21 protein-coding genes are annotated in these 20,940 nt (G+C 40.5%); 9 read left to right on the top strand and 12 right to left on the bottom strand.

The annotated features are described in order from the left end of the window. Nucleotides 1-11: 11 nt before the first annotated feature. From BB427_RS10450 to BB427_RS10435, 4 genes are all read left to right on the top strand, one after another. On the top strand, nucleotides 12-812 hold the full coding sequence (locus BB427_RS10450; protein ID WP_010604746.1) for a CheR family methyltransferase: 801 nt from the start codon (nucleotides 12-14) through the stop codon (nucleotides 810-812). Further along, entirely contained in the window at nucleotides 806-1,306 is a 501-nt protein-coding gene (locus BB427_RS10445; protein ID WP_254663619.1) for a chemotaxis protein CheD, read from the top strand. The genes BB427_RS10450 and BB427_RS10445 overlap by 7 nt, the downstream gene beginning before the upstream one ends. Continuing rightward, entirely contained in the window at nucleotides 1,306-2,358 is a 1,053-nt protein-coding gene (locus tag BB427_RS10440; RefSeq protein ID WP_069020649.1) for a protein-glutamate methylesterase/protein-glutamine glutaminase, read from the top strand. The genes BB427_RS10445 and BB427_RS10440 overlap by 1 nt, the downstream gene beginning before the upstream one ends. Nucleotides 2,359-2,560: 202 nt before the next feature. Beyond that, complete coding sequence (locus tag BB427_RS10435) at nucleotides 2,561-3,262, top strand: lysozyme inhibitor LprI family protein (protein ID WP_254663618.1); 702 nt, start codon at nucleotides 2,561-2,563, stop codon at nucleotides 3,260-3,262. Nucleotides 3,263-3,296: 34 nt separating this feature from the next. Here BB427_RS10435 and BB427_RS10430 read toward each other — a convergent pair whose 3' ends face one another. The 11 genes from BB427_RS10430 to BB427_RS10380 form a co-directional block, all read right to left on the bottom strand. Then, the gene (locus tag BB427_RS10430) at nucleotides 3,297-3,686 is read right to left on the bottom strand and encodes a hypothetical protein (RefSeq protein WP_069020648.1); all 390 of its coding nucleotides are present in this window, start codon (nucleotides 3,684-3,686) and stop codon (nucleotides 3,297-3,299) included. A gap of 61 nt (nucleotides 3,687-3,747) precedes the next feature. After that, a complete protein-coding gene (locus BB427_RS10425) occupies nucleotides 3,748-6,039 on the bottom strand; it encodes a sensor domain-containing diguanylate cyclase (protein ID WP_069020647.1) in 2,292 nt (763 codons plus the stop codon). Between the two features lie 2 nt (nucleotides 6,040-6,041). Next, the gene (locus BB427_RS10420) at nucleotides 6,042-7,019 is read right to left on the bottom strand and encodes a response regulator (RefSeq protein WP_045989674.1); all 978 of its coding nucleotides are present in this window, start codon (nucleotides 7,017-7,019) and stop codon (nucleotides 6,042-6,044) included. After that, the gene (locus BB427_RS10415) at nucleotides 6,991-8,130 is read right to left on the bottom strand and encodes a response regulator (protein ID WP_069020646.1); all 1,140 of its coding nucleotides are present in this window, start codon (nucleotides 8,128-8,130) and stop codon (nucleotides 6,991-6,993) included. Before BB427_RS10415 ends, BB427_RS10420 begins: the two co-directional genes overlap by 29 nt. Further along, the gene (locus BB427_RS10410; protein ID WP_045989672.1) at nucleotides 8,120-10,018 is read right to left on the bottom strand and encodes an EAL domain-containing response regulator; all 1,899 of its coding nucleotides are present in this window, start codon (nucleotides 10,016-10,018) and stop codon (nucleotides 8,120-8,122) included. Before BB427_RS10410 ends, BB427_RS10415 begins: the two co-directional genes overlap by 11 nt. A 2-nt stretch (nucleotides 10,019-10,020) precedes the next feature. Continuing rightward, nucleotides 10,021-10,620, bottom strand: coding sequence for a response regulator (locus BB427_RS10405; RefSeq protein WP_017217411.1), 600 nt, complete (start codon nucleotides 10,618-10,620; stop codon nucleotides 10,021-10,023). Nucleotides 10,621-10,768: 148 nt separating this feature from the next. Continuing rightward, complete coding sequence (locus BB427_RS10400) at nucleotides 10,769-12,097, bottom strand: Na+/H+ antiporter family protein (protein ID WP_069020645.1); 1,329 nt, start codon at nucleotides 12,095-12,097, stop codon at nucleotides 10,769-10,771. Between the two features lies 1 nt (nucleotide 12,098). Then, on the bottom strand, nucleotides 12,099-14,042 hold the full coding sequence (locus tag BB427_RS10395) for a transglutaminase family protein (RefSeq protein WP_069020644.1): 1,944 nt from the start codon (nucleotides 14,040-14,042) through the stop codon (nucleotides 12,099-12,101). Continuing rightward, a complete protein-coding gene (locus BB427_RS10390; RefSeq protein WP_254663617.1) occupies nucleotides 14,032-14,961 on the bottom strand; it encodes a DUF58 domain-containing protein in 930 nt (309 codons plus the stop codon). The genes BB427_RS10395 and BB427_RS10390 overlap by 11 nt, the downstream gene beginning before the upstream one ends. A 14-nt stretch (nucleotides 14,962-14,975) precedes the next feature. Then, nucleotides 14,976-15,881, bottom strand: coding sequence for an AAA family ATPase (locus BB427_RS10385; RefSeq protein ID WP_069020642.1), 906 nt, complete (start codon nucleotides 15,879-15,881; stop codon nucleotides 14,976-14,978). Beyond that, nucleotides 15,878-16,261, bottom strand: a complete 384-nt coding sequence (locus BB427_RS10380; RefSeq protein WP_069020641.1) for a response regulator — start codon at nucleotides 16,259-16,261, stop codon at nucleotides 15,878-15,880. Before BB427_RS10380 ends, BB427_RS10385 begins: the two co-directional genes overlap by 4 nt. Before the next feature lie 820 nt (nucleotides 16,262-17,081). Between BB427_RS10380 and BB427_RS10375 the strand changes: the two genes are divergently transcribed. Continuing rightward, entirely contained in the window at nucleotides 17,082-17,750 is a 669-nt protein-coding gene (locus BB427_RS10375; RefSeq protein ID WP_069020640.1) for a sigma-70 family RNA polymerase sigma factor, read from the top strand. A gap of 4 nt (nucleotides 17,751-17,754) precedes the next feature. On the opposite strand, the gene BB427_RS10370 is transcribed toward BB427_RS10375, so the two are convergent. After that, on the bottom strand, nucleotides 17,755-18,063 hold the full coding sequence (locus BB427_RS10370) for a hypothetical protein (RefSeq protein WP_069020639.1): 309 nt from the start codon (nucleotides 18,061-18,063) through the stop codon (nucleotides 17,755-17,757). A 92-nt stretch (nucleotides 18,064-18,155) separates the two neighbouring features. Here BB427_RS10370 and BB427_RS10365 point away from each other — a divergent pair, with 92 nt between their 5' ends. From BB427_RS10365 to BB427_RS10350, 4 genes are all read left to right on the top strand, one after another. Further along, entirely contained in the window at nucleotides 18,156-18,635 is a 480-nt protein-coding gene (locus BB427_RS10365) for a hypothetical protein (RefSeq protein WP_069020638.1), read from the top strand. A 129-nt stretch (nucleotides 18,636-18,764) separates the two neighbouring features. Then, the gene (locus BB427_RS10360; RefSeq protein WP_069020637.1) at nucleotides 18,765-19,916 is read left to right on the top strand and encodes a tetratricopeptide repeat protein; all 1,152 of its coding nucleotides are present in this window, start codon (nucleotides 18,765-18,767) and stop codon (nucleotides 19,914-19,916) included. Beyond that, entirely contained in the window at nucleotides 19,906-20,169 is a 264-nt protein-coding gene (locus BB427_RS10355) for a flagellar biosynthetic protein FliQ (RefSeq protein ID WP_069020636.1), read from the top strand. The genes BB427_RS10360 and BB427_RS10355 overlap by 11 nt, the downstream gene beginning before the upstream one ends. Before the next feature lie 24 nt (nucleotides 20,170-20,193). Then, nucleotides 20,194-20,940: a flagellar biosynthetic protein FliR gene (locus BB427_RS10350; RefSeq protein ID WP_069020635.1), complete on the top strand. Its 747-nt coding sequence runs from the start codon at nucleotides 20,194-20,196 to the stop codon at nucleotides 20,938-20,940.

Below are 20,940 nucleotides of genomic sequence, written 5' to 3'. Positions count from 1 at the left end.
GGAGGTGCCACATGATTGGGGACTTTATTAGCGATCAAGAATTTACCTGTATTGCTGACTTCTTCAAAGCCGAATCAGGAATACATCTTAGGGATCATAAAAAGAACTTAGTCTGTGGACGACTAAATCAAAGACTGAGGATTTTAGGATTAAGTAGCTATGGTGAGTACATTGAGTATCTAAAGATACCCAATAACAAAGGTGAGCGAAATATGTGCATCGACTTGCTGACTACCAATGAAACCTATTTCTTCAGAGAGCGTAAACACTTTGAAAAGTTAGCAGAGCTGTTTACCACGTACTACCAAAAGTCTGCACCAGATATTTGGTGTGCGGCTTGCTCTTCTGGCGAGGAAGCATACACCTTGGCCATGTGCACGCAGGAGCATTATGGTCACGGGAATTGGGTGGTGCGTGCCAGCGATATTTCTGAGCGGATGCTGGATTTAGCGAAAAAGGCAATTTACCCCTTACATCGTGCTAAAAACATTCCTGACGAATACCTAAGGAAATACTGTCTAAATGGCGTCGGAGAGAAGACCGGCTATATCATGGTGAATGATGAGCTCTATCATAAAGTTAATTTTTTCAAAAATAATCTACTTGTGCCTTATATCGGTGGTAAAGCTGACATAATATTCCTCCGTAATGCACTGATTTATTTTGAAAAAGATGAAAAGGTAAAAATCCTAGAAAATATTTATAGGGCGATGCCGAAGCAAGGTTTTTTGTTTTTAGGACACTCCGAGAGCTTAAATGGCGTGTATGACAAATTTGAATCAATCGCCCCTGCGGTGTATGCAAAATGTTGATGCCAAACAGAGACGTTGAATCAATATTTTTGCAACCGGGTAGTTTGGCGATTGAGTCATTTCGTCCAGCAACGCTCAATACCTTGCTCGGGTCCTGTGTTTCATTTGTTTTAGTGTCTAAGCAGCACCAACTAGTTGTTGTGAGTCATATGCTATTACCAACCACAGAAAAGCCGAATGACGATGAGCCCGCTAAATATGTCGATAAGACTTTTTCGTTGGTTCGCCAATATTTAAAGCGGTTTAGTATCCCTGAGAATTGTGTGGAGATTAAGCTTTTTGGTGGTGGAGAGATGTTCAAAACGTCTTGTTCAGAGACTGTCGGTATGCGAAACATCGAAATGAGTCATAAGCTGATTGACGATTATGGATTTAGGCTTGTCGCGCGCGATGTTGGTGGCCCTTATTATCGGAGAATTCGAGTGGATCTCAAGGATGGCGCTTGCCGGGTAGACCGTTTTCATGTTGCGTTATCGAGTAGGAGAGCAACCTGATGTCGAATAAAATTTCCGTCTATATTATCGATGACTCTGCTGTGGTAAGGCAAACGGTCACTGCGATGTTGGAGTATTCGCCTGAAATCTGCGTGACTAAGGTGTTTAGCAACCCTGTCTTGGCGCAGCCCAGCGTGTTGGCAGAGCCGCCGGATGTTATTATTCTTGATATAGAAATGCCACAGATGGATGGCATTACCTTTTTACGCTGGCTCATGGCCAATAAACCCATCCCCGTGATCATTTGTTCATCGCTAACAACCACAGGAGCTCAATTGTCGGTAGAGGCACTCTCTCTTGGTGCATTTGAAATCTTAACTAAACCAGAGTGTGGCTTAAAATCATTTCTTGAGTCTCAACGCGAGCAATTTATTAAAGTGGTTAAGCAAGCGAGATTCTACAGACCAAAGTCCTCTACGGAAGACATAAGCCGTGCGTCTTCTATCAATGTCGCAATGAGCACTACCAACCTCGCCATTAATACCACTGATAAAGTGGTAGCCATCGGCACTTCGACAGGGGGGACGCAAGCGCTTGAGTACATATTTAGTCAACTAGAACCCGAATTGCCTGGTATTGTGGTGGTACAACATATGCCAGCCAACTTCACTAAAGCCTTTGCTCAAAGGCTAAATGATCTTTCAAAATTAAAGATTAAAGAGGCTGAGCATAACGAACGCGTACTGGCTAACCATGTGTACATCGCGCCAGGAAGCCATCACCTTCAGCTTGTTCGTCGTGGTGCATTCTATTACACTCAGCTCAAAGATGGGCCGCCAGTGCAGCGCCATAAGCCTTCGGTCAATGTATTATTTCAATCTGTTGCGAAGCAAGTTAGAAGCAATGCTATCGGATTTATATTAACCGGAATGGGCGCAGATGGTGCATTTGGTTTGTTAGAAATGAAGAAATCGGGGGCGCAGACTTATGCACAAGATGAAAGCTCCAGTATTGTATTTGGAATGCCCAAAGAGGCCATTAAGCTAAATGCTCACAGTAAAGAAGTGACTCTAGCGGACGTACCGACGACAATAACTCAGTGTTTTTCATAGTGTTACTGTTGGGTAAGCGCAACTCTTGTCTACACGATTAAAAGGAAATTAGCTTGAAAGCGACCATATTAACCCGTAATTTTTTCATGGATTGGCTGCAGTTATAGCCATCACTCTATTTGGATGTGCGCCACAAACTAGGACAGTTTTAACACCCTCCAAGAAATTGAACGTTGAAGCGTTTCATTGTGGCGAGCAGTGGATGACAGAGGTCGATAATCTTTTAAAGAGTGGCGATGGTAGCGGGCATGGTCCTGATCTTGGCAGCCAAGAATGGCAATCGGTCATTGAGTTTAAACTTGGTGTAAGAAGTTACTCGGATAAGCCCGACCGTAGCACGCAGGATTGGTGTCGCTATATTGACGAGCACTTAAAACAACACATTCTACATACGCCTTCATTCGCTTGTAACGAGGTAAGAGCAGGAAGCATGGAAGCCGTTATTTGTGATAGTGCGGCGTTGTCTCAACTGGATCGCAGGCTCAATTCTGTGTATGAAAAAATTGTAAAAGAGCCGCATTCGAAGCAGCTTAAAGCCGAGCAAAGAGGGTGGATAAAAGGACGCAATGCGTGTTGGAAATCTAGCGATAGCACGCATTGCTTGAAGCAGTCGTATATTCACCGTATTGCCGAGCTTGAGGCTCGTTTTGCATTAGTGACGAGCTCCGGGCATACGACGTATCTCTGTAACGATAAGTTATTATCCGTTTTTTACTATGATACTCAGCCACTAAGCATGGTCGCAGAATTTAATGACAGTGAAAAGCTGATGTTCATCGATAACTCCGCCAGTGATACTCATTACCGCGGTGGCGATTATCACCTTAAAGTACAAAGTAATGTAGCAATATTAACTTGGGGTTATTACCAACAGCCCATCCAGTGCAGGGTTACAGCAGACTAAATTTAGAAGTAGATTAGCGCTTCGAGCTGAAGCGCTAATCACCGGTTGAATGATAGCAAATCTTGTCGAGCATCATGATAATAAACGAGTCGTCTTTTGCTTTTCCTAAGAACTCCATTGCGTTAAATTCAAACGTCCCATCAGATTTGACTTCGTATTGAAGAAGAAAATCAAACTTTTCGCCTTCTTCTTCTACATAACCATCAATATTTATGTAGTTTCTGCCCCAATCGCTTGTGAGATAATCCCAGGTGAGTTCGGTAAAAAAATTATTCATAACTTGGCGAAAAGTGTAGTCGCTACACTCTTTAAACGGTGTGTCCTGCATTCGGTCAATTTCTAACTCAGCAGTATAATCGGCATAAGCTACTGATGAGGTGACTAAAAACCCAAGTGCAACTAGGTTAAGTGAGAGCTGTTTCATCATTTTCCATTTTTATGTCTGACGCGAAATTAAAGTATATCAAGCAATATGAAATATTTTGTTATTCGAACCAAACTACTTTATTTTTGCCAGTATGTTTAGCCTCATACAAAGCTTTATCAGCATCATTTAAATGTCCTGTAATAGACATTTTTTCCATCTCGGGAAGTACCGCTTTTACACCAATGCTGACCGTGAGGTGTATTTTCTCTTTTTCTGACAGTGTAATTTCCAAGTTAGATATGGATTCTCTGATGGTCTCAATCAGTGCGCTAGATGATCCATGTGTGGCATCAAGTAACACAAATGCAAACTCCTCTCCTCCCATTCGCGCGGTAAAATCATCACTGCGTAGCGCATCCTTTATGGTGTAAGCAATCAGCTTAATGGCTTTGTCACCAGCATCATGACCGTAGGTATCATTAATAGACTTAAAGTTATCGATATCTACCATACCAATTAAATAGGGGAAGGATATCTCACCAACTTCTGCGGCTTTTTCCATAAAGGCACGTCGGTTGGGAAGGCCTGATAAGGTGTCGGTCATTGCAAGTTCAAGCAGTTTGTTTTCTGCTTCTTGGCGCTCTTTATCGAGTTTAACCGCATAGTATAAACCCGCTAGAGAATCGACCAGTGGTTGTAAGAATTTTGCATCTTCTTCGGTATAGTCAAAAAACTTATTCGCAAGTCCTATCATACCGATCAATTCGCCATTGAGCTTTATCGGCAGCCCCAAAAACTTAGAGATCCTTGGATGTCCTTTTGGCGTGCCTTTCGACGCAGGGTGCTTGCCTCGTTCATTACTAATGACGGTTTTTCCCGTCAGGATCACTGATCCGAACAGATTATTAAAATCAGTAAAATAGAGATCGTTATCATAATATCTCTGTACCAATTGAGAGCTTAAATCATTCCACTGCATTTCTGAAATGGCATGAATAAAGAGCCTTGGTACACCGGCGGTATGCTCAAGCTCGCCGATCAGCGCAAATTGGCTATCCGCAATGTCGATGAGCTCTTCTAGAATTTCACGGCATGATTTAGACAGATCACCAGTCTTTAAATAGGCCGACTGTGCTTTACTGATAAAAGACAGTAATTGTTTTTGCTTTCGCTCTTGCAACTGTGCTTCCATCCGGTAAGTAATATCCCGGTGAGTACCAGCAAGGCGCAGTGCTCTGCCGCTATTATCGCGTTCAACCACTTTGCCATAGGTTTCTATCCACACCCAGTGTCCGTTGGCATGCTTCATTCTATAAGACGTGGTGTAGGCATCGGTTAACCCTTGTAGGTGCTTGGCTAGGTCTCTTTCTACGTGACTACGATCGGCTGGATGAATAAGTTGGCGGAAGTAATTAACGCTGGTCTCAACGTATTCAAATTCAATTCCAAGCATATCACACCACTTTTTATTAACTTTATTTATATCTGCCGGAATATTCCAATCCCATGTACCTAGCTCCGAGGCTTCGAGCAACAGGCGCATCTGTCGGTTCGTCTCATTGAGTTTGTCTTCGGTGTACTTTTGCGCAGTATTTTCGGTAATAAAAGCCTGAATGCTTGTCATTCTGCCGTCGTGGTTAAAATGCGCCACGGTGATCATACGGATCCAGATCTGTTTTGAGTCTAATGCCATCTCTAGCAAAATTTCAGACGCTTCTAAACCATCCAAGTGGTTTTGTAAATTAAAATGAAATTTCTCAACACTTGGCTCGGTGAGTAAGTCTTCAAAATGCAATTCCCCGGAGCATAAGTGAAAAGCGTCAATACCAATCACGCGCTCAATATTCGGAGAAACCGTACGAATGCGCAGCCCATTATTATACTTCCACTTAATTAACACGATTGGTGAAAAACGGATTAACTCTTGATCTTCGAGGTATAGCGAATAGTTTTTTTGTAGCTCTAAAATATTGGTGATAAGACCGCTGATCGTCTCGAGTAAATGAACATCTCGCTCGGCATAGTTTTTCGGTTTGGTATCGATTAAACATACGCCACCGATTGGCTTGCCGTCGAGTCTAAAAGGTACACCCAAGTATGAGCGAATGTAGGGCTCGCCAGTCACGAGCGGGTTATTGGCATAGTTTTCATCCAAGGCGGTATCTGGAACAAGTAAAGACTTGTTATGTTTGATTAAGCTCTTGCAAAAAGCATCTTGCTCCGGTGTCCTGTCGGCTAGGATCCCATGTCTGGCGATCAGATGTTGCCATTGCCCTTCAATTACAGTGACTAAAGTTATTGGTACCTCAAAATAATCAGATAGGGAGGTGAGTAGCGTATTGAGGTCGGCAAGCGGAAAGCTTGATTCGACTAAATCTTGTGTTAATTCAACTTTTGCAAAAGTATCCACGCCTACTCTCCATTATTTAAAAATGCAGCAAGTTGAGTGGTATTACTTTGTATCTCGTGAGGTAGCGCGGTATCGAGTAATTTTTCCAACTGAATTTCTAGCTCTATCTGCTTTCTTGGCAGTAAGGATTGCTCAATGTTATCCAGTACGAACAGATAGTTATGGGTCGGTGACGGCAATATTTTATAGTTTCTGAAAACTTCTTGAGCCGCAGCTGCCAATTTCGGTGTGGTGAGTTCGCAAGTTGGCAACGCATAGTAAGTGAGAACGGGGTTTATCGAGTAACATAATAGCAGTTCGGTGATAACTTCATAGACGTTAATTTCGTCTGTTACTTCGACTTTTTCTATGGTGATCAGATAGAACTCTTCGTCTTTTGGATTGCTGCGGATCTCACATCTTAAAACACCAAGAGGAGTGTGGTAGATACCATTACCACTAAAGCATGCCGAGAACTCTGCAAGAATCTGAGATTCAATGTCTTTGCTGAGATTATGCTCGACAACTTGGCCTTCATTATTGATTAATACCCGTGGACAATCACGCTTTTTTAGTTGTTCCTGTAAAACCGTTTTAAAATAATTATTATTGTATACGTCTATTGCTGCATTAACTTCTTCGAGTAATTTGTCGTTCTCCCATGGTTTACACAAAAACTTATGCGCAACCTTGCTATTAATCATATCAATAAGCATATCTGAGTCGGTGTAACCGCTAAGAATTAGGCCAATTGCACCAGGGTTTATTTTTTTGGCTCGTTTTAGAAAATCTCCACCATTCATTAGCGGCATTCTAAAATCAGAGATAATAACCTGAACGGGGTGCGTGTCTATGTACTCAAGAGCTTCAAAAGGATTATCAAAACTGACAACCTCTACCGAAGGCAGCCGTATGACTCGTTTTAACGCCTTAAGTATTGACGTTTCATCGTCTAATATCAGTACTTTGTAACTAACTAAAGTATTTGCTTCTGAGTTCATAGAAAAGCTCCAACCAATCTTGGCTCTTTTGATCAAAAAAGGTATTTATCACCGTCTGATTGACTTCTTTATTGGTGATAGTGTCTATAAGCAACAATAGCTTAGTGGCATTGCAATCTGAGCTACCCGTTTCTAGGGCATTAATGAGCGCATACAATTGATCTGTGATGGCTGACTCGTAGCCAATTAATGTGGCTGTATAAAGGGCGATATGCAATTTCTCGATATAGCAACTCTGTGGGGAATGACATTGACTTTCGGTAATAAGCTGAGCTATTTCTGAGCCGAGCTCGCCAAGAAATAATAAGGATTGAACAAAAACAACGCGCTCAGAGTCAATTGAGCCGTCATGTAGCTTATGTACCAATTCCTTAAGTAATTTGACCTTTCTAAAATTAATATCGCTTAACTGCTCACAGTTCGCGATATCATATCTGGCTGCAACCATATTGTGATAACACGCAGAGACAATAATTGCAGACACTAAATCCACACCGAGCGTCTTAATTGCGGTAGAGAGGGAGTATTGCTTTGTCGATAATCCCACATAAGCACTGTTACACAGGTGGAATAATTTAGCTTGAATGAGCACCTCTTGTTCCAGCATTGCTTCAAGCTTGTGAAAATCTAAATCAATGTCTTCAATTTTACTTAGCAAGATAGGCAATTCGTTTTCAATGAAAGTTTCATTTAGGGCACGCTTTATTGCTTCACTTAATGGCAGCTCATTGAGTCGATAAAAAGCGGTGATAACCTCATCGAATTCTTCTCTTCTAAATGGCTTAGCGACGATAAAGGTAGCAGAAATTGAAGACTTACACAGTACCTTGCCTGTGGTATCGCCGGTTAATAACACGGTGAGGACTTGTGGATAACGGCGCCTCACGATATTGATTAATTCAACACCGTTAATCGATGGCATAAGGTAGTCACTCACTAAGATATCGATGCTTGCTAACGTATCTAGGGACTCTATGAATTGTTTAGGTGATGAAAAGGTCAATATTTCAGCGCCTTCCATGCTGATTTTGAAGTGGCGGTGGAGCGACTTCAACATTAACTCATCGTCATCAACGAGCACAATCCGTGGCACTTGGCTTTTAATAGACATAGTGAGTAAACTCCTCAAGCAAAACAGGTTTTCCGATGAGATATCCTTGTACTTCATCGCATTTTAACTGCTCTAGAATTTCAAGCTGTTCCACGGTTTCTATACCTTCAGCGACAACTTTTAATTCAAGGTCGTGAACTAATCGAATAACATTTTGGACAAGATCTCGAGCTGATTTTGAACTGTCGATGTTTTCAATCAGGCTTTTGTCAATTTTGATAACATCCACTGGCAACTTTGAAATATAGCCCAATGAGGAATATCCAGTACCGAAGTCATCGATGGCAATGGAGAATCCGATTTCTTTTAATTGTAGTAATTTAGTTTTAGCTTGCTCGAGATTTTCTAAAACAAAGTTCTCGGTGATTTCTAACTCGAATTGCTCGGGTTTGAGCGAATACCTTTCAATAATCGAATACATGGTTTGTACAAAGCAGGGGTCGGAAAGTTGATAAGGTGAAACATTCACTGCGACTTTTTGGATCTCTAGTTCTTCCTTTTGCCATTCGCACAGTGCGATACATGCCTGCTCAAGCACCCAAGTTCCTATTTTGACTATTTGCCCGTCTTTTTCTGCCAACGGAATAAAATAATCTGGTGAGTTAGCGCCAAACTGGGTGTTCTTCCAGCGAATTAACACTTCACAACTATTGATTGAATGTTCATTTAAATTAAGCTTGGGCTGGAATCTTAGATAAAACTCATCATTATCAACGGCGTTAAATAATGCTTCAGAGACTTTATGCTCGTTTAGCTTTTCTGAAAGCAGTGATTGCGAATAACGCATATAGAAATCAGTGCGTGACTCGCAAACAAATTGGGTATAGATAACTAAGCTGTCTATTGCTTCCGAGAGTGGTTGCTCAGGCTCAATCATGGTGTACGAGACAGAGAACTTGATTTGGATATTTTTGCGAATGAAAAATTGTTTAATTGAGTTGATTAACTCATCTAAAAATTTGTGTACCTCAATTTCACTTTGTACTGAATCTAGCCAGAAAATGGCTTGATCAAAGCTGATTTCAAGCATCGAGAAATGAGTTGCTTCGCTCAGTAGAGCATGATCTATGATTTTTTTAAACGTATCTGAATATATTGGGGTATTAGAAATAATATTCTTAACCAACAAATCTCGAATTTTCAGGCAGATCATTACAGAGTTATCGGTGCGATTGATATGTTCAAGAAAGCCCAGTTTGCTCTGATAGAAGTTTGGATATTTATCCTGCTCGTTGGAGAGGGGTTTAATGATAAGTAGGTAGCTGGATTCTGTTTTTAGCTTGAGCTCAACTTGACATAATACCCCAGAGCTTTTTAGTGTTGCAATTCTGCGTTCAGTAAAATCATCAAGGCATTTATCACTTTCAAAGTTAAACAGTTGAAAAAAGTTACCTTTATTGACCTCGTTCAACACTAATTCCGTGTAAGCGTAATTGCAATCGATGACATTACCTATGGTATTTACTTCGACTAAAGGTGCATTATTATTACGCAGGATTTGGGTTTTTAATTCGTTTTTGTGATGGTTTGTGAGTGCCGCTTCTATCGTTGTGTACAGCTCTTCGTTATTCCAAGGCTTGGATAAAAACTTAAAGGTATTATTCGCGTTGATCAGCGACTTCATATCGTCATAATCAGCTTGTCCACTGAGCACGATGCATTCAATACTAGGATCATGCTTTTTCACTTCTTGGATAAGCTCTTGGCCATTCATGTTGGGCATTCTGAAATCAGTAATAAGCACATGCGGTTTGTGCTCTTGTATCAAACCAAGCGCTTGTCTTGGGTCATCGGTATATACCACTTCATAATGCTGTAAACGCAGGGTGCGTTTAAGCGACTTTAGAATATCAATTTCATCATCAACCAACATGATAGGTGCATTCATAGCTACCCCTGTATTAGCGCATTAATTTTTTCTAACAGAATAGAGTTATCAAACGGTTTAGAAAGGGCATCATTGGCGCCCATCGCTTTGGCCTTTTCAAGTTCTACATCATTTAACGCAGAGACCACCAAAATCTTAATCGCTTTAAATTCTTCTTTTTCACGGATAAATGAGATCACTTGAAAGCCATCCATTCCCGGCATGGAAAGATCGAGCGTGATTAAACTTGGTTTAAACTCAGAAATGGCAATGCCTGCCATAAAGCCATCCCCAGCTTCTTGTATCAAATAATCGTTGCCTATCACTCGTCGTATCGCTTTTCTATACTGGGGCTCGTCATCAATGATAAGCACCTTAGCTAAATCCCGTTCTTTATCAGAGTGTAGACCACTTTCTGCGATTTGATAGTCGCTAATAAAGTCTTGCGAAAGGGGGATTTTGTGTTTGTTTAAAAAGGATAAAAAGTCTTCAAGTAAGACACGGTAGTTACCGCGTCCAGGAAGTTTATGACCTTTTAATTCGCCATTGGCAATCCAACGACTCACACTGCGTTGGTGTACGTTACAGTAACTGGCTATTTCGCTTGGTTTAAGTGTTTGCATAGTCTTTTTGCTTTAATTCTCTTACCTATTGGTATAGCACAAGAAAACTAATAAGACAAAAGCGACATTAGAGACAAAGAAAATACAGTATGTTTATGAGCTAAAGGTATCAAGGCGGGGAGCCTTGATACCATCATGATTGATAAACCTATAACACCATCGCGGCTATCCAGCCAAAGCATAGTAGTGGGATGTTGAAGTGAATGAATGTAGGCACCACGGAATCCCATATGTGATCGTGCTGGCCGTCGGCATTTAAGCCAGAAGTGGGTCCAAGTGTGGAGTCTGATGCAGGAGAGCCCGCGTCGCCTAGTGCACCTGCGGTTCCCACCAAGGCGGCGGTAGCCATAGCAGAAAAGCCAACCTCTAGAGACAAAGGTACAAATAGCGTAGCAATGATTGGCACGGTTGAAAATGAACTGCCAATTCCCATGGTAATAAGTAAGCCAACAAGCAAAATCATCGCAGCGGCAAGTGGTTTATTATCGCCAACAAAATCGGCACAGCTTGCTACTAAACTTGCCACATCACCCGTTGCTTTCATGACGGAGGCAAAGCCTTGAGCAGAGATCATGATAAAACCTATCATTGCCATCATCGCCACGCCTTTACTGAAAACATCGGAGTTCTGTTCCCATTTCACAATACCAAAAAGGCTAAAAATCATCACGCCAACGAGCCCACCTAATATCATTGAGCCACTGTTATTTTGTGCGATGAGAGAAGCCAGCACCGCAGCGCCGCCGACGATCATCACTTTGGTTGCTTCTTGGCCTTCAGGTACTGTATTTGACTGAGCACTTTGCTGTTGACTCACCTCATAAACTCGTTTTTTACGGTAAGTAATGAAAACGGCAATCAACAGGCCAATCAGCATACCAAGCGCAGGGATCACCATAGCGTATGGCACGTCGAACTTAACCAATTCTAAACCATTGTCTACAAGGTTTTTATGCAAAATAGAGTAAAGATAAATGCCACCGAATCCATATGGCAACACCATATAGCTGGTCGCTAAGCCAAACGTTAAAATACACGCAATCGCACGGCGGTCTATCGTCAGCTTGTTCAGTACGACTAATAGCGGTGGAATGAGGATAGGAATAAACGCAATATGAACTGGCACAAGGTTTTGCGACGCAATCGAGCAAGCCAAAATGATAACCATTATAAACATGCTTAAAAAGGTTGAGCCTTCGCTATCATTGGCATTAACCAATTTGAGCAGCTTTTGCGCGAGGATTTGAGTTAAGCCAGACTTTGAAATAGCAACTGCAAACCCACCTAACATGGCATAGCTTAAGGCTATTTCTGCGCCACCAGATAGCCCATCATTAAAAGCGTTTAAGGTTGTCTTCAAATCTAAACCGGCCACCAAGCCCGCCGCTATTGCACTGACGGTCATGGCGACAATTACATTTATTCTAAAGAGGGTTAACCCCAGCATGAGCAAGACGCCCAAAATAACAGCATTCATACTATTTTCTTGCCTTTCTTTTTATTGATTTATACAACCTCTTCAACTCACCAAGCTCAAGTTTATTAAGTGGTTTTTGTTGATACTGTGACTTTTCAATTAATTGATAAAACTGCCAAAGCGACGCATCTAACTCAGGAAACAACTTACATAACTCAACAATATGTTGTTTCGCCGTAGTGCCACTTAGCTGCCCTTTGAAATCGGACACTATAGCATTGTAATAGACAAGTTCGATAGGGCGTTTATGCCGAGTAAGCTGCTTGCTAAGGTAAAATAGCGCAATTGAGAGCAAAAGCAGCATAAACAGGGAAAATACTCCCGCCCAAAGCTGACCATTGCTCCCAAACCACTCTTTAAACAGTGCGCCTTGCTTTTCTTTGTCAAAATTAATGACGACGCGAGTCCACTGATAGTCAAGCTCCTCAAGCTTTAATCGCAACCAATTAATAGATTGCCAATTAGACAACCCAATTAAGCTGTAGCCCAAACCACTTTTGAACTCACTCGATAATTGTTCTAACTGAGAAAGGCTCCCTGTCATGCGCTCTGGGGCAATCCAGGCGGTTGGGTCTAAGCGTTGCCAGCCAATTCCTGGTGTAAAATACTCAACCCAAGCATGTGCGTCATATTGATAAACGCTGTAATAGCCCTGATTGTCATTTTTTTCACCGCCCAGATAGCCAGATACCAAGCGAGCAGGGATATCCGCGCTTCGCAGTAGAAATGCCGCAGCAGAGGCATAGTGACCGCAAAATCCATTAAACGAGCTAAATAGAAAGTCATCAATCCTATCGCTCGATTGCGCTGTAGTTGGCGTTAAGGTATAGACGAAACCATTTTGCAAAAAATAGCGCTTCATTAATTCAATGAATTGGCTCGTTGTTGTCGATTGACTGTCCCAATCGCGCGCCAGTTGCCTTGCCTGTTGATTAATGCCGTCAGGTAATGCGGTGTTACGCCTATAATACCAAGGCCTTAACGAATCTTGGGGTTCAAAGTCAGTGAAATCGATTTGATACTCGACAGGTTTTGCTGATAGGTTTTTCAAATAGACCGTGCCAAACACGTTACTATTCAACTTAGCGTTTTTCGAATAAGAGTATGACAGGCCGTACAACCAGGGAAGTTGGCTTGGCTGCGCAATAATGGTTGCTGCGCCAATCGGCTCTTTGGGCAACGCTCTGACATTGGTACCTTGATACTCAGAGACTTTCCATTGCCGCCCGTCAAATTCATCATGAATAATTGCTCGCCAATAGAAAGGTCCCGTTTGTTGAGTGTCCTCAAATGACGCCCGAAACACCAAGTCGCTGGACTGGGATAAATTTGCGATATTGAAAGGATCTACATTCTCAGATAATCCTGTTTTTGCTTGATTCTGTGGTGCAGGTAACTGCCAAAATGCCGGGAGTTTTGGTAAAAAAACGACTAATAAAGTAGCCACAGGCAGCACCAATACCAATCCCTTTGCACTTACCTTAAGCGCAGATTTGAACCTTAGGTTTTGCTCAAGATTAAGCATGATAGCTAAATTAACAGCCAACAAAATTAATACCAAAAACGCAGCAAATATACTTTGTGTAAAAAGAAATAAGCACGGGTAAGTAAAAAAATTCAAAATACATATTTGCGTAAATTGGCGGGCTTGCGTGGCATGCACTTGTTTAAGCAGCGATGCAACCAACATCAAAGCCACAAAAACATTCACGCTGTTTTTTAGACCTATTAATGAGGCCGTCGCAATGGCGCCGAGTAAAGTGACCAAGTTAATAAAACGAATGCTTAACACGCTTGGTTTAGTCACCAATCTCGATGCTTGCCACAGCGTCAAAACGGTACATAACCCGACAAAGCCGATACCAAAATCATCAACAAGAATAATGCTCAGCAGCCATAAAAACAGTGACGTGCTGTAGTACCATTTTGGGAAGCTAGAATTCACTTAATGCCTCCAAGCAACTTAGTTTATGGGTTTCACCTTGACCGAACGGGATCTTGTTTTGTTGCAATAACAGGGCATAACTTGTTTGTTGCTTGTCGGCGTCAAGCACCATAGTACAGAGTTTACTCAGACGTTCTTCTTTGCTGCCTGAAAGCTTAGAATAATCGAAAATAATGCGGTGTAAATCGGCCGACTCCGGTGCATTCTGTTTAATTAACATTTGCTCAGTCTTGGCGTAATGCTTCCAAGAAACGCGGCTTAAACTCATCCCTTTTTGATATTGCGAAAGATGGTCGAACTCAACTGAACGCTCTTTCTGTTGTATGCTTTGGCTAGTATTCGAGGCACTGCCGAAGCTAAACTCTGTGTCTATAACGGGCAAAGGAGTAGGGTACACGTAGAAAGCATCGTTTGGTTTTATATACGACCAGGTACGAATAAGACCAAATGGGAAGTAGCTGAGGATTTTAATTACCCCCGTATCATATACGCCACGAGGTAAATCAGGGGCGCCTAACTCAATAACTTTTTCAACACTCACTTTGGAAATATGGGTAGCCGTTTGGTTGTATTCACTTGAAAGTCTAAGTGATTGGATCTCTGCGCTAGATGAAATACTGAGTCTAATAGATGAACTATATGGGCTAAAATTAGCATTACTTCCCAAATATCGGACATTTGTGTTGTTCAAGTTAAAAAAACCTAAAAATAGGGCGGCTATCATCATCACAGCCATAATGTAGGACACTGCAAGGATTAGATTATTCTGATAGTTGATCCCCAATACAAAATTAAGCAAAGCCACAGCGATAAAAAAACCGCCATCTTTAGATGGCAGTATGTAGATATTATTATGAGATAACCGTATTTCTGAGCGTTGATGTCGTTTATAAATATGCTGCTTAACTTTCCGTTTCAAGCGGTTAATCATGCTTAATGTACCGGTACGTTTTGAAAGACCTGTGTCTTAACTTCTGCTTCATTCGTTGTAGTGACGCCAAGTCGATGGGCACAGACTGAAATGAAAACCGCTTGAACGTCATCGGGTATGACGAAATCTCGACCACTAATAAACGCATATGCACGACTTGCGGCTGCAAGTGCGATGCTAGCTCTTGGCGACAAAGGATCGCTAAATTGACCTGAGCTGCGTGTGTAGTTAACTAAGCGAAGGATGTAATCAATAATAGCGTCACTTAGCACAATGTTAGGCACAACTTGTTGATAGGCTAACAGTGTTTTGCCATCGATCACTTGTGGTGCTTGAGTCATTTTTCTCGCTTTTCCAGCTAATTTAATTAACTGCGCTTCTGCCAGTTCCGAGGGGTATCCCAAGCTTATACGCATAAAAAAGCGGTCTAGTTGTGACTCAGGCAGTGGATGCGTGCCAGATTGATGCTGAGGATTTTGCGTTGCAATCACAAAAAATGGGCTAGGGAGCTCATGGCTCACGCCATCGATGGTTACTTGATGTTCTTCCATGGACTCCAACAAGGCACTTTGAGTTTTTGGACTTGCGCGATTGATTTCATCGGCCAGTAAAACTTGGCTGAAAATTGGACCTGGATGGAATTCAAAAGTTTGATGTTCACGGTTAAAAATAGAAGTGCCGGTAATATCGGCTGGGAGCAGATCGCTCGTAAATTGCACGCGACGATATGTCAGACCTAACACATCAGCAAGAGAATGAGATAGCGTTGTCTTACCCATACCTGGTAAATCTTCGATTAGAAGATGGCCGCGACACAAAAGACTGCAGATCGCGAGTTTTATTTGTTCAGGCTTTTCTAAAATAACGGTAGAGAGCGCATCGGTAAGTTTCTTTATTTCTTCATTCATGTAACCAGCTCTAAACGCTTCATTACCGAATCCACTTTATGTGCATTGAAAGGTTTAGCGATAAAGCCCTTAGCACCAAGTTCCCAAGTATTTTGAACATTCTCCATACTATTATGGCCAGAGCACATGATGACATGGGCCAGAGGAAAGTTTTCGTTGATGTAGGAAAGAATTTCGGTGCCATCTGTATCGGGAAGCTCAATATCTAAAAAGACAACACTGGGTTGTTTATGCTTTAGTAGCGGCTTTGCGGAATCAAAGTCTTCACAACCATAAACTTCTTCAAACCCTAAGTTCTCCAAAATCTGTGTCAGAAAATCTCTGATCTCAACAGCGTCATCAATTATCAAGATTGGTTCTAGCGGTCTTACAAATTCCATATGTCGATACTTCAAATTACAAATTCAACCACATACTATAAAAAGCGAAACCATAGCTCAATAGAAAATACAGTAAACTTTCTGGCAATTCTTCATGCCTTTTTATAAGTTATCAATATTTCTTAACCCTTGTAGGAACATAGTCCTGCTCGTATTCAGCACTGAAGTGCACAGCTCTGTCTAAAATTAAGCTGCCTGTACCATTTCTTTAAATGCAACTGCTGGCTGTTTGAATTTTGGTCTACAACTTGTTTGTGGCTCCGTGAACTCAATATAGCTTCGCTTACTTCCCTTAAATCATAGGGATATTATGACCTTAAATTAAATGAGCTAAACACAACCTAATGTACGGATATGAATGAGCTTGTTAATAGTATCCGGGGCTGCACGACAAGTTAAATATGCTGAAAAATCAGCTTTGAATGATAGTTCAGTTTAGATTTTTTAATGATAGAAGTGGTATTACAGAAGCTGTGTTTGCGCTAGTACCTAACCGGCTATGATACTCGTAACTTTAGTCATGTGATTGTGATAATTAAAGCTTGCAAATTTTATTCATTTACAATGTTTGACAGTTATAGTTGCAAATATATCAACTGGCTGTTTCCGTAATAGGTTTTTTATGTTAGTTTGCTGATGAAAACTTTAAGTAAGGTTATGGTTAATTTCACTGAAGCCTGAGTTCAGATAATAAGTACACCGCTCTCAACTGAGTTTAGGTTAGAACAAAAATGGAGTCCTAAGGAGATAGCCGATGTGAGCAAAACTATCAGCCATCCTGTTTTAACATTTAAATTTAATGAGTATAGTCATTTTTAAAATGGATGAGAAAGAAGTAATAATTTGGTCCCACTGGAAAGCGACACAATGTGAAAATGCTAAAACTTTTTTGTATGAGAAGTATAAGCAGTGGGCAGATTTGGAGGCGTTGTTTTGGTTTCGTCGCCTTAGTCATGTTTCAGCAGATAAGCAAGACTTTTCTCAATATGCAAATTTAGGTCTTCTTGAAGCTATGGAAAGTTTTGATATCAAGAAAGGGGTTCAATTTAAAAGCTTTGCACAATACCGTATTAAAGGAGCAATACTTAATAACGTGTTTAACTTCTCGGATAACAGCTCATATAAGCATATACAATATCAAAAACGTGAACAGAATCACATTATCAATGCTATTGAGAGTAATGGGCTAGTCACAACGATTGAAGAGTTAGCAATAGAATATTTACTTGAGCAATCTAGTGACTTACAACCGACGAGTTTTCTGGATGGTTTTTATTATTCGTCTCCTGAAATGGAAAAGTTAAAGCAAAATTGCAAGTTAGCTGTTGAAAAGTTAGGTGATCCAAAAGGGGCAATCGTTTCAATGCATTACTTCCTTGAAAAGACATTAACAGAGATAGCCAATGTTTTGGATTTAACAGTTGGTAGAGTGAGTCAATTAAAAAAGATAGCACTTGAAGAAATCTACGAATTTATTTTGAAACACTGAAAAGTTAACGCTTGGCTTTTAGTAGTTGTGCCAGTTTATCTTGAATAGAACTAGAGTTAATGACGCTTGGTTCAATTTTGGTACAAATAGCATCAACCATTTTTATAAAATCCGCTTCTGAAGCAACATGCTCTCCAAATTTTTTTTTCAGTGTGTCGAAGACCAATTGCCTAATTTGGCCTTTTAGTGGTGTTGCTTCAATAGTATTGTCTGCTGTTGATGTATGAGGATTAGCCAGCCTCTTTTGTCTCGCGGAAAGGTTTCTACTTAATTGGCTAACGTGAACCTTCTGCTTATTAATTGGTGGCAGCATTGATAAACTCTTAAACTGTAAATTACCTAAGTGTAGCGTAGAAATATAAAGTATGCACGAACCTAATATTCAATGTAATGAATGGAGAAACCATGCTTTATGTAAAATTTTTTGAAAAGCAAAGTATTGTTTGTGAAAGGGAAATTAGAAAAATAATTGAGCGTATACCCGATGGTCATCTAAGGCATCTTGATTGTATCGTGTATGACCCTACATTTTTTTTTCAAAGAAGTTATGCCGTTCCTAAAGTCATTAACTATAGGGCATGGGGACATTACAGCCAACAACCCAAGCGATATATATCGATTCATAAGTTTGGAGATTGCCAAGAATTTGAGCATGTTCTTTTTCACGAAGTTGGTCATCACGTATTTAATAACATATTAGGAAGCGCTAATCGAGTTGAGTGGGTTACTTATATATTTCCTAAAAGTCGTCATTTTGTATCAAACTATGCCAGAAGGAATGCACAAGAAGATTTTAGTGAATGCTATGCATATTTCCTGAGAGGAAAAGCAAGCCTGATCCGTGATATGAGTAAATTACAATTTATAAGAAAAAATTTAATGTAAACAACAAGCTTGCATATACATTTACATTTATTCACTAAACTAGGGGGTTGTTTGAGAGCTTATTGTTGAAATAAAGTATTTTTATGTTACATTGCCCCTCCCTTAAAGGGGACATGAAACGGTATATTAATGGATGGTTTAAAAATAGAAAAATTAACTCAATTTTGGCTTGAGGATAGATACAACGAGGCTTTACTGACAGAGTTGTTGTTATCTATATCGTTGAATAATAAAGTTAAAGGGTTCAGTGAGCTTTATTCTAAAATACCCTTTAGTATTTCAACACCTGTCCAAATTCACGCGCAATCTGTCGAGTTGTTAATTCAAGATAATAACCAGATTCAAGCCTATGAGCATTTAGAGAATTACAAAAATGAAATGTCCGTCTGGTATTTTTACTTTCACGCATTGTTGCGATTTATTGAAGGTGATGTTTCTGGGTGCCAAAAAAAAATAGAACCTATATACCACAATCGTGAACTTCCTAAATCTTGCTATCTTTTGCTTGCCCGTGCGCTTTATTTACAAGGTGAGCTCCAAACTGTACGGCAAATATTAGATGAATATTTAGATGAGAATGTAAATTCAGAAGCTTATGGCTTATACGCAATGTGCATGCTTGATTTAGGTGATCTTGCAGCGGCAAAGGCGAGCTCAAAAATTGCGCTGCAATATGATGCATCGCAAATTGATGCTCTCATCGCATCAGCATCATGCGATATATCAGATTTACAAATGACGGCTGCTGCTAGCAAAGTAAAACGGTGTTTAGAAAAAAACAAATCACTGGGACGGGTTTGGTCATTAGCAGGTCAAATAGAACTGTATTGCGGTAACTATAATGACGCAAAAGATTGTTTTGATAAAGCTATCCAAAATATGCCGAACCATATTGGCACATATCATTTATCTGCATGGGTAAGCTTGATATTAAATGACATTGCTCAAGCTGAAGTTCTGTTTAATAAAGCATTAAAGTTGAATCCAAATTTTGCTGATTCTCATGCTGGATTAGCAATAGTTGCGCTAAGTACCGGACAAATTGACGCTGCTCAACAGTTAATTAGAAAATCGATACGCTTAGATCCCAATAGCTTCACAGCCCGCTATGCGCAATCACTGTTGCTTGAACGATTGGGAGATGAACAACAAGCCACTGAATTGCTGGAGAGTATTCTCGGTAGCAAAACTGGGATTGTATCAGGACCGACTTACTACCAATTAATTGAAAAGGCAGTAAAGGATATGAATACAAAGATGAACGAAAGTCATGACCACTGATACAGTTATTAGCTATCTCGGAGGTATGTTTCAAATAGCGTTACAAATTGCAATGCCAATACTTTTGGCAACCTTATTAGTTGGCTTGCTGATCAGTGTTGTTCAGGTTGTAACGCAAATACAGGAAATGACGTTAACATTTGTACCAAAGATTATTGTTTCGATAGCTGTTTTAGCCCTTGCAGGACCTTGGATGCTAAATGTTTTAATTGAATTTAGTATTCAAACAATATCGTCCATAAAAGATTTTTAGTTACGAATCTATTTAGGTCTCTGCATGCAATTAACCACGACAGTCACCGAGTTTTCACTTGTTATGGCAAGGCTTTTACCATTTTTTATTTCGAGTGGTTTTGGGCCATTACAAAGACTTCCTGGTTTTGTTCGGGTTGTACTATTATGCACATTTTCAATAGCTTGTAGCTTTATGATAGAGCAGCACAATAGTGTGGCTGGTAGTCAATGGGTATTCGCAATATTAGGTGAATTCTTCATCGGCGTAGCAATGTTCTTTGCCTTACAACTTGCATTTGTGGCTATTACCTTTTGGGGGCGAGTGCTTGATATGCAAATTGGTTTTGGTGCTGCTGGTGTTATAGACCCCACAAATAAAAACCAAGATCCCTTACTGGGCAGTATCTTTTTGATTGCCGGGATATGTCTGTTTTATGTATCGGGTATGCACTACGAGTTAGTAAGAGGTATGGTTTTTAGTTTTGAAGTGTTGCCTGTTGGTTCTAGTGTGTTCGCACTCAAATTACCTAATTTTGCTTCTATGATCACTATGATTTTTAGTATTGGGTTGTTCATGTTTGCGCCAATTATTATTTTGATGTGGTGTTTGGACGTGTTTATTGGCCTATTGTCTAGAACCATGCCGCAAATGAACATCTATTTTGTCATGCTCCCGCTGAAAATATTTGCGGGCATATTTCTGCTGAGCATATTTAGTACTCACAGTAAGTTTGTGTTTGAGCGATTGTTCGAACAGGTTTTCATCTTTTGGAATGGGATGCTTTCTTAA

Source organism: Pseudoalteromonas sp. BMB, from assembly GCF_001709235.1.
Taxonomy (GTDB): Bacteria; Pseudomonadota; Gammaproteobacteria; order Enterobacterales; family Alteromonadaceae; genus Pseudoalteromonas; species Pseudoalteromonas maricaloris.
Note: the sequence above shows the minus strand (reverse complement) of the source record. Positions and strands in the feature narration are given on the sequence as shown.